General features: G+C 39.6%; 12 protein-coding genes and 1 pseudogene. All 13 read right to left on the bottom strand.

Translation table 11 applies throughout. From position 1 onward, the window contains the following. Window positions 1-22 precede the first annotated feature (22 nt). Window positions 23-715, bottom strand: a complete 693-nt coding sequence (locus tag SORDD25_RS05410) for a tyrosine-protein kinase (RefSeq protein ID WP_061852912.1) — start codon at window positions 713-715, stop codon at window positions 23-25. A 9-nt stretch (window positions 716-724) separates the two neighbouring features. Continuing rightward, window positions 725-1,417, bottom strand: coding sequence for a capsular polysaccharide biosynthesis protein CpsC (cpsC, locus tag SORDD25_RS05415; RefSeq protein WP_061852913.1), 693 nt, complete (start codon window positions 1,415-1,417; stop codon window positions 725-727). An 8-nt stretch (window positions 1,418-1,425) separates the two neighbouring features. Next, window positions 1,426-2,157: a capsular polysaccharide biosynthesis protein Cps4B gene (gene cps4B / locus SORDD25_RS05420; RefSeq protein WP_049479875.1), complete on the bottom strand. Its 732-nt coding sequence runs from the start codon at window positions 2,155-2,157 to the stop codon at window positions 1,426-1,428. Window position 2,158: 1 nt separating this feature from the next. Continuing rightward, window positions 2,159-3,603: pseudogene (cpsA, locus tag SORDD25_RS05425) on the bottom strand (LCP family glycopolymer transferase CpsA). A gap of 185 nt (window positions 3,604-3,788) precedes the next feature. Beyond that, a complete protein-coding gene (locus SORDD25_RS05430) occupies window positions 3,789-5,750 on the bottom strand; it encodes a peptide ABC transporter substrate-binding protein (protein ID WP_081103654.1) in 1,962 nt (653 codons plus the stop codon). Between the two features lie 147 nt (window positions 5,751-5,897). Beyond that, window positions 5,898-7,865 (bottom strand): peptide ABC transporter substrate-binding protein, encoded by a 1,968-nt coding sequence (locus SORDD25_RS05435; RefSeq protein ID WP_061852914.1) that lies wholly within the window; start codon window positions 7,863-7,865, stop codon window positions 5,898-5,900. Between the two features lie 286 nt (window positions 7,866-8,151). Further along, window positions 8,152-8,664: a GNAT family N-acetyltransferase gene (locus SORDD25_RS05440; protein ID WP_061852915.1), complete on the bottom strand. Its 513-nt coding sequence runs from the start codon at window positions 8,662-8,664 to the stop codon at window positions 8,152-8,154. Window positions 8,665-8,715: 51 nt separating this feature from the next. Continuing rightward, window positions 8,716-8,880, bottom strand: a complete 165-nt coding sequence (locus SORDD25_RS09340; RefSeq protein WP_193750114.1) for a hypothetical protein — start codon at window positions 8,878-8,880, stop codon at window positions 8,716-8,718. Window positions 8,881-8,928: 48 nt separating this feature from the next. Then, the gene (locus tag SORDD25_RS05450) at window positions 8,929-9,894 is read right to left on the bottom strand and encodes a hypothetical protein (protein WP_061852917.1); all 966 of its coding nucleotides are present in this window, start codon (window positions 9,892-9,894) and stop codon (window positions 8,929-8,931) included. A 230-nt stretch (window positions 9,895-10,124) separates the two neighbouring features. After that, window positions 10,125-10,517 (bottom strand): 30S ribosomal protein S9, encoded by a 393-nt coding sequence (gene rpsI, locus SORDD25_RS05455; protein ID WP_061852918.1) that lies wholly within the window; start codon window positions 10,515-10,517, stop codon window positions 10,125-10,127. Window positions 10,518-10,535: 18 nt separating this feature from the next. Further along, window positions 10,536-10,982, bottom strand: coding sequence for a 50S ribosomal protein L13 (gene rplM, locus SORDD25_RS05460; protein ID WP_001044624.1), 447 nt, complete (start codon window positions 10,980-10,982; stop codon window positions 10,536-10,538). Between the two features lie 210 nt (window positions 10,983-11,192). Next, complete coding sequence (locus SORDD25_RS05465) at window positions 11,193-12,392, bottom strand: ABC transporter permease (RefSeq protein WP_061852919.1); 1,200 nt, start codon at window positions 12,390-12,392, stop codon at window positions 11,193-11,195. After that, entirely contained in the window at window positions 12,389-13,282 is an 894-nt protein-coding gene (locus SORDD25_RS05470) for an ABC transporter ATP-binding protein (protein ID WP_000895273.1), read from the bottom strand. The genes SORDD25_RS05465 and SORDD25_RS05470 overlap by 4 nt, the downstream gene beginning before the upstream one ends. Window positions 13,283-13,364: the final 82 nt, after the last annotated feature.

Genomic DNA, 13,364 nt, shown 5'->3' on the forward strand with positions numbered 1-13,364 from the left:
AATATCTTCCCTAGGCTATTTATTATTTTTTGCCATAATTCCCATAGTTTCCATATGCTCCATAGGAGCCATATTTTTCGACTGAAGTATTAAATTTATTTAGAACTACTCCTAGAAATGGTTTACTTGTTTGTTCGAGTTGTTCTTTAGCTTTTTGGACATCGCGACGATTTGTTTCACCAGCCGCAGTCACCAAAACAGAAGCATCACATTTCTGTGTAATGATTGCAGCATCAATAACAACTCCTATCGGTGCGGTATCAACAATGATATAATCAAAGTATTTATGCAGAGTATCAATCATAGTTGCAAAATTTCCACTTTGTAGCAAAGCTGTAGGGTTTGGGGATACAGAACCTGCCTGGATAACAAATAAATTTTCAACATTTGTTTCGCATAAACCTTGCGATAAGTCTGTTGTCCCTGATAAATATTCTGTTAACCCTGTAATCTTTTCACGTGATTTAAAAACACCCGACATGACAGAATTACGGATATCCGCATCGATTAACAGTGTCTTATATCCCGCACGCGCGAAAGCCCAAGCAATATTAGTAGAAGTTGTTGATTTTCCTTCCCCAGGCTTTACAGATGTAATTGCAATTACTTTTAAATTATTCCCACTCAGTTGAATATTGGTGCGAAGCGCATTGTAGTACTCTTCAGCTTTTCTTGCCTGATCCAATTTTTTATGTACAATTTCTAACGTTGGCATTTCTATCTCCTATCTCAATTTATCCAAGTTTGGAACAACTCCCAAGAGTGCAATTTGCATAACATCCTCAACATCTTCTGGGCGTTTCACTCGTGTATCCAAGAGTTCAACTAGGAGAACCGTAACAACCATTACAACCGCTCCAGCAAGAAATCCAACCATGGTATTGCGACGGATATTTGGAGACGATGGGGATGTTGCAGGACGCGCTTCTTCAAGCGTTGTCACATCTGAAACTCGCGTGACACTGATGATTTTTTGAGCAGCAACCTCTCTCAAAGAGTTGGCAATACGGCTAGCTTCCTCAGGTGCACGGTCTGTAACAGAGATAGAAACAATACGCGTATCCACTGGAACTGTCACCTTAATTTTACTAGCTAGATCTTTTGGAGGGAGTTCTAGTTTCAAGTCAGTCGCAACTTTTTCTAAAACGTCTTGCGAGAGAATGATTTCACGATAGTCTTTTACCAAGTAAGATCCCGCTTGCAAGTCTTGGTTGGTCAAACCTGGCTTATCTCCCTGATTACGGTTGACCACATAAATGCGGGTAGTACTGGTAAACTCTGGTTTCACAATAAAACTACTGTAGACAAATGCTACTGTCCCTGTCACGAATGCCACCAAAGCAATTAAAAATTTTCGTTTCCAAAGGATTTTAAGCAAGTGAAATACATCGATTTCCATCATATTTTGTTCTTTCATTTTTTCTCCTAAATCAATTGATCCATTATTATTTTTCGGGGATTATCCTTAAAAAGTTCCTTAGCCTTATCTTCACTGTATTTTTTGGCAATGATATCATAGGCTTCCTCCATATGAGGAGGTCTACCATCTAAGTTGTGCATATCACTTGCTATCACGTGAACCAGATCTCGTTCCAAGAAATACTGCGCTCTCTTTTTCATGAATTTATAGGTTTCTCCGAATAGTTTTGGTTTCAAAACATGAGAACTATTAACCTGAGTATAACATCCCATATCAATCAGTTCTCGCACGCGCTTTTCATTGTTTTCTAAAGCATCGTAACGTTCAATGTGGGCAATGACGGGTGTAATACCTAACATTAGAATATCACTCAATCCCTTATGCATATCTCGATAGGCTGTATTCATACTAAACTCAATCAAAGCATAGCGACTATCGTTAAGGGTTGGGATTAATTTCTTTTCTAACTTCTCAACAACATCTGGCGTATAGTAGATTTCTGCTCCATAGGCAATGATTAAGTCATCCGCAACTTCCTTAGCCATTTCTCGCACCTTCAGAAAGTTGGTTGCGATTTTTTCTTCAGGAGTTTCGAACATCCCTTTTCGTCTATGCGATGTTGAAACAATTGTTCTCACTCCTTGACTATAGGCCTCTCTAAGTAGTTTTTTACTCTCCTCTATTGACTTTGGACCATCATCCACATCAAAAACGATGTGCGAATGGATATCTATCATGCTACTTGCCCTCCATCACATCATTGATAGCAGCTTTAGCAGCAGCTAAACTACTATCGTCAATTTCCATCATGTAGAGGTTGCTATCTGGCATAGCATAGGATGGAAGATCTGTTCTACCCGTTCCTTTCAAGTCTTGAGAATTAACCTTATACTTACCACCACTATCCAGCTGGGTATTGACCAAATCCATCATGGTTTCTAGCGGCATATTGGTTTGCAAAGAGTCTTGTAATCCTTTGATGATGTTATCGTAGTTTTTTAAAGCCTCAGTTGACGTCAACTTCTGAATAATAGCAACAATGACCTTTTGCTGGTTCCGACCGCGGTCACGGTCTCCATCTGCTAAAGAGTAGCGCTCACGGACAAAGCCAAGGGCCTGTTCCGAATCTAGATGAACATTTCCTACAGGAAAATGGTACTTACCATGCAAAGAAGTGAAATCCTGATCATTATAGACATCAACGCCACCTAAAAGGTCAATCAACTTCAAGAAAGAGGTAAAGTTCAAACGAACATAGTAATTGATATCAACCCCGTATAAGTTTTCCAAAGTATGAATTGACGAGTCCACTCCATAGATTCCAGCGTGGGTCAATTTATCCTTTTGATTGTTTCCTCCATCCGCAATCGGAACATAGGAATCTCGAGGCGTTGTAGTCAGAAGGATTTTCTTGGTATCTCGGTTCACAGTCATTAGAATATTCACATCTGAACGAGATACTGAACTAATCGGACCATAGGTATCAATACCACTCACATAAATATTGAAAGCTTTATTCTTTGATACCTTTGGAGCCGCAACATCCTTAGTTAATTTTTTTGTATAGATTTTTTTGATTTTTGAAGCATAATCTGGATACTCTGCTTCAATGATATTTTCAAAGACACTATTTAAGACAATTGCTTTCGTTTCGCCAGAAAGCAGACTCTTATAAGCTGCTAGATAAGAAGTACTCTGTTCAACTGTCAAGTCTTTACTCTGTGTCGTCTTAATATCCGCCACCAACTTTTGGATATTATCATTATCTGTTTCAGTCGGACCTGTTACACTATCCAACTGGGTCACATTATTGATTTCACTATCTTTCAAAACGACCACACTCATCGAATACTCTGAATAGTTTGATGTCGCATTGATGTGATTGGTCAACCCTACAAACTGATGAAGTGCAAAGAGTGAGACAGAACTGACTAGTACAGCAAGCGTCAAAAAGAAAACCGTGAATTTCTCGGCTTTTTTATAAACTATCAGTAGAGTTGCAATTACAATAGAAATTAGAATTAAAATCGTAGCCAGAATATTGAGATATCTAAAGGCCAGGATATTATGTTTAAAAATCAAGAACAACAAAAAACCACTCAATAAAAATAAATGGCTAATAAGAATATATTAATATTTCGCTTCGCATTCCCTAAACGAGCTCTCTTTGAGCGTCTACTCATAATAATCTCCTAAACCTTCATAATTAAAACCATTATATCATAAACCAATAATAAATGCCATTCATTCATTATAGTTAAGCGTTTTTATTTATACCTTTTTTCCAAAAAAAACTCAGGTCATTTACTCGTTTTTAGTTTAACGGATACAAAAACAAGGCTCCTGAATAGGAAACCTTGTTCTCATCTTATTTTACGTGGTTTTCAAACTCTTTTTGGCTCTTTTCGATAGCTTTTTTACTTTCTGCTTCCCACTTAGCCTTGGCTTCGTCAAATTGTTTCTTGGTAACAGGGTCTTTTTGTAATTTCATGTACTTATAATTATTTCCGTCACCCTTGATACCTACTAGGGAGTAGGCACGTGTAAACGGAGTTACTTTGGTTACAGAGGCTGTACCACCATTTGACATAGCAGACATGACTAGAGAATTGTCAATCATCCAAGCTTGAGCTTCAGCGTATTTTTCATAACGCTTAGCAACATCTTTGTTCTCAGCATCTGCTTCTTTCAGGAGTTGTGTATAGGTATCGAGCCCCAAACTCTTAATGAGCTCTGAAGCTTCCTTGGCATCAAGACCAAAAATCTTGAGATAGAAGCCAGTTTCAGCATTGAAGGGATCTAGGTAAGTTGATGGATCCTGGTAATCACCAACCCAACCATCAAAGTTTAGGTCGTAGTCACGAGCTGCTGGATTTGGTGCTAGGAAGGCAACATTTCCAAAGTCATCTGTAGAAAGCTGTTGAACATCAATGACGATATTGTCAGAACCTAGTACTGTTTCAAGGGTTTGTTTAACCGAGTTCATACCAGAAACCGCATTTTTATTCGTCTGATCAACAGGGACATCCAAATGGATTGGGAAAGTCACGCCTTGGGCTTCCAATTCCTTTTTAGCTTCCGCAAATTTCGCTTGGGCCTTTTCCTTGTTAAAGTAGGCATCTTGAGCATCTGCCAAATTGATACCTGACCACTCAGTTCCGTAGTTCACAAGCTTAGAAGCTGTTACTTCTCCAAAGGTCTTATCTCCCACCTGGACAAATGTTGGAGGAACTAGAGTATTACGAAGGGTTTTGCTCGCTGCTTCTTCACCGTTAGATTGAGCAGAGTAGGCTGTTCGATCAATACCAAAGTTGATAGCCTGACGGAAATTTTTATTTAAGATAGCTGTTTGAGCTGATTTCTTTTGTTCGTCCGTTGTTTTAGCGGTATGATTATAGGTTTTGCGGTTGACGTTAAAGTTAAAGTACCAAGATGTCTTGTCTTGTAAGCTATAGACGATATTGTCTTGGTATTTTTCTTTTGTCTTAGCATAGTTCGAACTATTTGGATAGACTCCTGCAATCGAGTAAGCACCGCTTTCAAAGTTTCGAATGGTCATCTCCTGATCTGACCCATCGAAATAGGCTAACTTAACTTTTTCAATGGTTACTTTGTCATGGTCATAATAGTGTGGATTCTTCACATATTCGATCGAAGATTTTGATGTAAAATCTTTTAACAGATAGGGACCATTATAAAGGATACTGTCTGGTGTCAAGGTACCAAAATCTTTATCCTTTGATTTCAAAAACTCTTCGTTGACTGGGAAAAGGATACTATTGGTTGTCTTTGAATTCCAGTACGGTTCTGGTCGAGTCAAAGTGTACTCGACTGTGTAATCATCCAAGGCTTTGACACCAACAGTTGAAAAATCATTGGTCACACCCGTCACATAGTCATTCAATCCCTTGATTGAATTTTGGATCAGATCCATAGCTTGCCCCTTGTTGTCCGCGGCATATTTGATCCCAGTGACAAAATCCTGAGCTTTGACTGGAGCGTACTCTTCTCCATCAGCAGTGTACCACTTGGCGTCTTTTCTGAGTTTATAAGTATAGGTTAAACCATCCGCCGAAACTGACCAATCCTCCGCAAGAGCAGGTACGAGGTTCCCATAGCTGTCATTTTCTAACAAACCATCTACGAGATTGGTAATAACGGCGGTGTTATCTGCATAATAATCTAGAAGATAGTTAAAAGTTGTTGGATTCGCACTAAATGTTGATGAATAAGTGCTAGTATCTGTGTTGGACTGTCCACATGCAGAGAGCAAAATCCCTGTCGCTAAGGCAAGACCTATCCCGATTAGTCTTTTTTTCATTTTGATCATCACTCACTCCTTTATGTCACTTTTTATAACATAACCATATTTTATCAAATTTATTCAAAAATGTAAAGTTACTACTTTTATGACAACTGGTGTCTCAAAACAAAAAAGGAAGCACAGTTCCCTGCAACTTCCTTTCCTGTTTATAGATTACTTAACGTGTTTTTCAAGTTCTTTTTGGTATTTCGCATTTGTCTCGATTTTTTCTTGTTGCCATTTCTTGAAGGCTTCTTCGTATTCTTTTGCAGTCACAACGTCATTTTGTAACTCCAATCCTTTGAACACAAATGGATCCCCTTTGATCCCGACTTGAGAGTAAGCTTTTGTAAATGGTACAGTACGGCTAACCGTTGGAGAACCACCTGAAGAAGCAACTGGGATTAATAGTGAGCTATCAGACACCCAAGCTTGAGCTTTAGCGTATTTTTCATAACGCTTATTAAGGTCGCTGGTTTCAGCTGCAGCATCATCCAGGAGTTTCTTGTATTCGTCCAGTCCAACTTGTGCCATCACTTCTGGATCTTTTCCGCGAGTGATTCCCAAGTGTTTAAGGGCTGAACCCTTCTTAGCATCAAGAATGTTGAGGTAGGTAGCTGGGTCTTGATAGTCTGGTCCCCAACCAGTTCCGTTCAAGTCATAGTCTTTTTGAGATGGAACCTTGGCTTGAGACGTAATGCTCATTTTTTCATTATCGGTCATTTGAAGGACATCGACAATGACATTCTCTGTACCAAGTGATGATTCGATTGACTGCTTGAGTGAGTTGGTTTGTTGAACCGCGATTACATCTGTTTGTTCAACCGGGATATCCAAATGGATTGGGAAGGTAACCCCCTTGGCTTGCAATTCTTCTTTGGCTTTAGCAAAGGCTGCCTTAGCTTTTTCAGGACTGTAAATCGTATCCTTGCCATCTGTAAGGGTTACATCTTTCCACTGGTCTCCATATGAAACGAGCTCTGCCTGTGCCAACTCTCCAAAGGTCTTTTCACCAACTTGAACATAGTCATGAGGCACTAGGCTGTTACGGATAATCTTGTTCGCACCTTCTTCACCATTCAACTGAGCAGTATAAGAATGACGGTCAAGGGCAAAGTTCAGCGCCTGACGGAAGTTCTTGTTGAGAAGAGCTTCTTTCGTTGATGTTTTTTGAGCTTCGTCTGTTTTGGCTGTTTTATTATAAGACTGGCGGTTTACGTTAACAGTGAGGTAGTAGCTTGTCGCTTCTTGTGGACTGTAGACAATCTTATCGCCGTACTCTTGTTTAGTTGACTCAAAGTTTGAGCTTGTTGGGAAGAGACGGGCTGTTGTATAAGCTCCTTGTGTAAAGCTACGAATCAAAGATTCTTGGTCTGATCCATCGTAGAAAGTTAGTTTAATATTGTCAATCTTGACATTGTCCTTATCCCAGTAGTTTGGATTCTTTTCATATTCAATGACTGATTTTGAAGTCAATGATTTCAAGAAATAAGGACCATTATATAGGATACCTGATGGGGTTGGTGCACCGTAGTCGCTCCCTTTAGAATTCAAGAATTCTTCGTTAACCGGAAGCATGGTTGCAGTTGTGACCTTAGAGTTCCAGAAACTCTCTGGTTTGTTGAGCGTGTACTCTACCGTGTAATCATCAACAGCCTTAACTCCTACGATAGAGAAATCATTGCTCTCACCACTAACATACTCTGCCAAACCTTTGATAGAATCTTGAATCAAAGAAAGACCATCTGATTTTCCGTCAGCAGCATGTTTAAGCCCAGTAACAAAGTCTTTAGCTTTAACTTCAGCGTATTCTTCTCCATCAGAAGTATACCATTTTACACCCTTACGAAGTTTGTAGGTGTAAGTCAAACCATCCTTTGAAACAGACCAGTCTTCTGCAAGTGATGGAATTAAGTTCCCATACTTATCATTTTCCAAAAGACCATCAACAACGTTTGCTATAACGTCAGAGGTTGAGCTCTTGCTCGTCACACTATAGTCCAAAGAAGATGGATCCATAGCGTAGACATAAGAGAATGTCTTGGGAGCATCCGCCTTCTTTTCACTTTGCCCACAAGCAGTTAACAGTAGGGCTGCGCTCAAAACAGCACCTGCTCCTAAGAGCCACTTTTTCGATTTCATAAGTAATCTCCTTAAAGATAGTGTTTTCACCATTATACCCTATTTTTTCATAAAAGCAAGGGCTTTCGCCAGATTTTTTAGAAAATTCTAACAAATATTTTTTAAAGGCTTTTCTATATAATTTTTACCAAAAAGCAAAAAAAGTGAACAATTGTTCACTGGGAAAAACAAATTTCAACAGACATACCCGGAGATTCTAAACAAAAAACATCCAAGAAAACATTCTTGAATGTCCGTAAAGATTGATGACTCCATTAACCTTGTCAGTAGACTGAAAATAATGATATTATGGCCTCCTTATCTCAAATACTGCTGTATGAACCCACTCATTATGAAGGTATAAGTCATTTTCTATCATCCTACTAAAGGTGAAGCCATTTTTTATAAGCACCCTCTGAGAGGCCAGATTATCCCTTGCCGTTCCTGCAATGATTCTATTGAGACCATAAGTCGTGAAGGCCTTGTCTAAAACGAGTTTAACCACTTCGCTAGCATAACCTAAGTTAGTAACATTTTCCCCAATCCTATACCCAAGCTCTGCTGTTTTTCGATCATTCTCTAAAACACTTAAATTGACTCTTCCGACCATAACACCTTGCGAATCTCTGATAAGATGCATGTAGACAGCCCGATTCGTTTGTTCCGCTAACAATTCCCTCGTGATTTCTTTAAAACCTTCTAAATCAAAATAGTTAGCTGGTCTAGGAGGTAAATTTCGTTCAAAATACTCTCGATTTTCTTTTTCAAAAGAATAAACGTCTAGACTATTTTCTTCGGACAACAGCTCTAAACTAATCATTACAAAACATCCCTTCTCTTCTTAGTTAAAATATTGCTAGATAGAGTTTGACTACCTTTGATTAGGATCCCCTTTTTCCTTATTACGATAGTATGTAATAAACTCTTCCTGACTGTTGACAATATGCTCCTGCCCATCTACTGAGTTTTCCGCAGGATTTTTCACATCGTCAAATAAATTCGTTCCTTCCTTATACAAGAGCTGATAAATTGGCACTCCATAAAATGCCTCATTCACAAAAAACTGGACTAGACCTAGCAACTCCTACTCTAATTTTTGCAACAGTTTTACAACTTGCTGATTATCAATCCTCACATAGTATACACCATTATCACTGACAAGTTTATCCCCTTTATACTTAGCAATTTTGACAGCATAAAGACCGCGTGGTAGTGGTTGGTTGGCAAAAAAATCCTTCATGAGCGCTTCAAGCTCTTTAAGATAGTCATCATACAAGAGATCTCTTTTTTCTTTTGGAACGAAATATTGAAATTCAAATGTTGGTATAAAAATCTCTTTTTGGAAAAGATATTGAACATCCATGGGATACATTCCTTGCAGAGCTTGGCCCTTGCTTTGATTTTCCTTTAATATTTCATTATAAAGATAGATATTATCAGATTGGTTATTAAATTCAAAATCAATACCTTGATACTTCAAATCAGGCAGTTTAGGATCTTTGATTGAACTGTCCAGTGTTTTTAGAAATTCGCTGGTGCCTGCACTAACCTCAATCCCTAAATAGGCTAATTCTGGGAAAACATCATAAATTTTTTTACCATTTTTGTAATCAACCTCTGCATCTGTCTTTCCATATGTTTCATTTTTCGAAAAGCGAGTATAGTATTTAAATCGAGTTTTAACCTGATAGGTTTTTCCAGCTATATTTTCACTATAGGTACCATGGATTATAAATCCTCCCACACTTGTATAGTTTTTCTCGTATTTTTCTAACTCAAACTGTCCTGTAAGACCGTAATTTTGATAAGAACGATGCACAGCTTGCTCAAGCTCAGTTCGACTTGCATGGGCAAACAGCCCCCACATATCCATTAGAGAAAAAATCGGACTGAACACTGTGAAGATTACGATTGGGATCACTATGGATAAGCAACCTATTAATAGCCAATTTCTTTTCTTGGCCTTTCCTTCAGATTTTTTAGCAGTTTTCTGTTTCCTTTTTAAGATTAGAATGAGCAAAACCAAGAGCCCTAATACTAATAAAACCAATCTACAATCTCCTTTTATTTTGGATAGCTGTTAACAGATGTATAGGAGACTGACAGAAATACTCGTCTCACCTGCTAACTTATCCTAAAATCCATAAACTCGTCTGAAACGAGGAGCAACCCTTGTCTCATTATACCACATGGGCAATGCCGTGAGAAGACGAGAAAAGCAAAAAACACCTCATGGTGTGAACCATGAAGTGTTTCGAAACGTTGATATAATCGTATTGATTAACGTTTTGAGAATTGTGATGCTTTACGAGCTTTCTTAAGACCTGGTTTCTTACGCTCAACTTTACGTGAGTCACGTGTAAGAAGTCCTGCGCGTTTCAATGAATCGCGGAAGTCTGGGTCTACTTGAAGAAGGGCACGAGCGATACCGTGACGGATAGCTCCTGCTTGACCAGCGTATCCACCACCTACAACGTTAACGAGAACGTCGTATGAACCTACAGTTGAAGTAACTGCAAATGGTTGGTTGATGACAAGACGAAGGTCAGCGTGTGGGATGTACTCTTCAACATCTTTTTTGTTAACAGTGATTTTACCAGTTCCTGGAACAAGGCGAACGCGTGCAACAGCGTTTTTACGACGTCCAGTACCTGCATATTGTGCTTGTGACATACTTTATTGTTCCTTTCCTTAGATAAGTCCTGAAATATCAAGAACTTCTGGTTGTTGTGCAGCGTGAGTGTGCTCAGCTCCAACGAATACTTTCAATTTCATACCTTGAGCGCGGCCAAGAGTATTGTGTGGAAGCATACCTTTAACTGATTTTTCGATCAAACGTACTGCATTTTTAGAACGAAGTTCACCAGCAGAGATTTGTTTCAATCCACCTGGGTGGTTTGAGTGAGTGTAGTAGATCTTATCAGTTGCTTTTTTACCAGTCAATTTAACTTTCTCAGCATTGATAACGATTACGAAGTCACCTGTATCAGTGTGTGGTGTGAATGTTGGTTTGTTTTTTCCGCGAAGTACGCTAGCAACAACTGCTGAAAGGCGTCCAAGAGGTACATCAGTTGCGTCAACAACGTACCATTTGCGTTCTACTTGGCCTGGTTTAGCCATGAATGTAGTTTTGTTCATGATTTCTCCTATATGAATATCGTTTTTGTTTACAGGGCGGATGTTCCGGTCCGCGGGGTATTTGAAAGGTTCCGGGGCCTTACAAATGGGGTAAACAATACCGTCTACTATCATACCAAATTTTACTACTAAAAGTCAATAGATATGAAAAATATTTTTGCCGATTTCAGTGTTTAACATCTAGAAAAACCTCGCTTTTGCGAGGCTCTCCTATTTATAAGCCAAGGCACGTTTAAAGCTTTTCCATAGACCTAAGTCATCTGTCTGAAGGACTAGGCTGGCATACATACGCCCGATAAAGGCTGTTGCAGTGACTGCAAAAACAACTGTTATGGCAAGGGAAATCCAAGCTTCTAAATCACTTGCATAACCATTGATGGCTCTAAATGGCATAAAGAAGGTTGAAATAAAGGGAATATAAGACCCAATTTTCAAAACCAAATTGTCTCCTGCAGCACCTAGAGAGGTCACACCGACAAATCCTGCTATAATCAAGATCATCAATGGCGACAAGGCCTTTCCTGAATCCTCAGGGCGAGAAACCATAGAGCCTAGGAAGGCTGCTAAAACAACGTACATAAAGAGGCTAACCAAGACAAACAATAAGGTATTGAGCGAGAAGGCCTCTCCTAGATGATTTAAAATCCCAGATTGTGCCAAGATAGGGATATCTTTAAAGAGCAGAATAGCAGTCAGCCCACCCACGACGTAAATGCCAATATGAGTCAAAATCACAAGAAGCAGAGCCAGCATGCGAGCGTAGAAATAATGACTTGCTCGGATACTAGAGAAGACCACCTCCATGATTTTGGTTCCTTTCTCGCTAGCCACTTCCTGAGCAGTGACACTAGCATAAGTGATCAAGATCATATAAAGGAAGAAACCAAGCCCCGCAGCCGCAATGGTTTGGACCATCTTTTTATTTTCCTTAGATTCGTCAATCTTCTCAGTAAAGTCAACAGTTTGAGCCAGCCGTTTTTCCTGCTCTTGGGACAAATTAGCTGCTGAGCGATTGAGTTGGTATTGCAGTTCGTTGAGCTTATTGGTTACTGCTAGCTTGATGCCTGTTTCAAGAGAAGTTTCACCATGGTAAACGGCTTTGATGACACTATCCTCTTGATCAATGGTTAGGTAACCCTTGATTTTTTCATCCTTGATAGCAGCTTGGGCACTGGCTTCATCCTTATAATCAAAGTTGATACCATTGGTACCCTTGAGCCCTTCTTCCACAGATGGCACAGTTGTTACTACTGCTATCTTGCTATTCTTGGCCATAGAAGACCCTTGGAGAAAGCCGATTCCTACAGATAAGGCTAAAAAGAGGAACGGCGAAATCACCATAAAGAAGAAACTCCATGATTTAACATGTCGAAGATAGGTTTCCTTCATTACAACCCACATATTTCTCATACTTCCACCCCTGATTCTAGTTTAAAGATTTCATCGATTGTTGGAGCTTGTTGGTCAAAGGTCGCGATGTATTGACCTTGAGTGAGAATTGGGAAGAGTTCCCTTCCAGCGCTCTCATCATCTAGGATCAATTTCCAACTGCCTTGCTTGGTTAAGCTCACCTGTTTGACATGAGGAAGTTTTTCCAGTTCTTCCTTGCTTCGTTCACTTGAAACAAAAAGACGTGTTTTCCCGTATTGATTGCGAACATCCTGAACTGGTCCATGCAAGACTACACGCCCATCTCGAATCATGAGAATATCATCGCAAAGCTCCTCGACATTGGTCATGACATGGTCTGAAAAGATAATGGTCGCACCACGCTCTTTTTCTTTTAAGATGACCTGCTTGAGCAGTTCAGTATTGACTGGATCCAGTCCACTAAAAGGCTCATCCAGGATAATCAAGTCTGGCTCATGGATTAGGGTGATAATCAGCTGAATTTTCTGTTGATTCCCTTTGGAGAGACTCTTGATTTTGTCGGTCAATTTGCCCTTCACTTCGAGTTTTTCCATCCATTGAGGGAGTTTCTCCTTGACCTCCTTGGCATCCATGCCCTTTAGAGTCGCCAAGTAGCGAACTTGCTCAAGGACTGTCAGCTTGGGCATAAGACTGCGTTCCTCAGGCAGATAGCCAATCCGAGCGTAGGTTTCCTGACGAATCTCCTGTCCATCCAGACTGATTTCTCCTTGGTACTCCAAAAATTTCAACATACTGTGGAAAATCGTTGTTTTCCCAGCACCATTTTTTCCGACCAGCCCTAGAATCCTTCCTGGACTTGCCTGAAAATCGACACCAAACAAGACTTGCTTGGAACCGAAACTTTTCTCTAGATTTCTTACTTCTAGCATCTTCCACCTCCGAAATATGTTGCACTTATTATACTCCTTTTTGACAGCCTTTACAACGATTTATGTCCATTTCTAACATGAT

The sequence above is a fragment of the Streptococcus oralis genome (assembly GCF_001579525.1).
GTDB classification, from domain to species: domain Bacteria; phylum Bacillota; class Bacilli; order Lactobacillales; family Streptococcaceae; genus Streptococcus; species Streptococcus oralis_M.